This window comes from Pseudomonas sp. P4_C3 (assembly GCF_056402075.1).
In genome coordinates, this window is the sequence record NZ_JBFUIC010000655.1 from 1 (window position 1) to 1,150 (window position 1,150).

At 61.1% G+C, this 1,150-nt stretch carries 1 protein-coding gene and 1 pseudogene; both read left to right on the top strand.

Translation table 11 applies throughout. From position 1 onward, the window contains the following. A partial coding sequence (locus AC1DVH_RS31520; RefSeq protein WP_477757080.1) for a condensin complex protein MksE occupies window positions 1-388 on the top strand: 388 nt, incomplete at its 5' end. Then, window positions 385-1,150, top strand: a pseudogene (locus AC1DVH_RS31525) (Mks condensin complex protein MksF); the annotation flags it as partial. The gene AC1DVH_RS31520 and the pseudogene AC1DVH_RS31525, both read left to right, overlap by 4 nt.

Sequence of the window (1,150 nt, forward strand, 5' to 3'; positions counted from 1 at the left end):
CCTCGGTCGCGATGAGCTGCCGTCGTTGCTGGAAAAGTACCGCGACCTGTTCATTCAGGCCGAAGTGCAGACCCAGGACGAGCTGGAAGAAAAGATCATGCGACGCATGACCCAACTCGGTTTCGCCAGCGAAGAAAACGGTGTCTACCGCTTCCTGCCGCCGATGCACCGCTTCCTCGATGTGTGCCTGTCGGTGCAACAGGACCGCGATCTGGCCGCCAGTCTGCACAGCGTCCTGCCGTTGCCGGTGCCGGTGCTGATCGACGAAGACAGCGACGAAAAACTGCTGCAGACCGACGACCCGCTCGACCTCGCAGAATTTGAAGACGAAAGCGAAGAAGACGCACTGGCCCGCGCCATTGCCGAAGAACAGGAGCTCGACGCATGAGCAAGGAACGTTACGGCATCCGCCGCTTTGCCCTTTTGAACACCGCCGRCTACAGCCTCGGCCTGTTCCCGCTGGAAGAACCGCTGTCGGTGTACGGCGCGAACAACCTCGGTAAATCCGCCTCGATCAACGCCTTGCAGTTCCCGATCCTGGCGCGCATGTCGGACATGAGCTTCGGCAAGTACAGCCTGGAGCAGTCCCGGCGCTTCTACTTCGCCTCGGACACCAGCTACATCCTGGTGGAAGTCAACCTGCCCCACGGTCCCCACGTGATCGGTGTGGTCGGTCGCGGCCCGGGCGGCGGTTTCGGTCACCAGTTCTTTGCCTACGCCGGCAAACTGGACCTGGCCCACTATCAGAAAAACGACACCTGCCTGCGTCAGAAAGAACTCTTCACCAACCTTGAACGCGAAGGCCTGAAAGCCTACGAACTCAAGCCGGACGAACTGCGCCGTTTGCTGGTCGGTGGCCACACATCGATCCCGCTGGACCTGACGCTGATTCCGCTGCGCTCCACCAGCGAGCAGAGCCTGAAGACCTTCCGCGCGCTGTTCATCAACCTGCTGCACATGCGCGAAATCACTGCGGCAAAGCTCAAGCAACTGTTCCTCGATGCCTTCGAACACAGCCTGCGCTCCGGTAGCGTCGATTACATYGCCGCGTGCGAAGAAGCGTTCCGCGATGTMCGMCGCATGGAGCAGGACTACAACTCGCTGGTCGCSGCCGGYCCGYTGGTCGAAGCCYTGGCCAACGGCGTGAAGC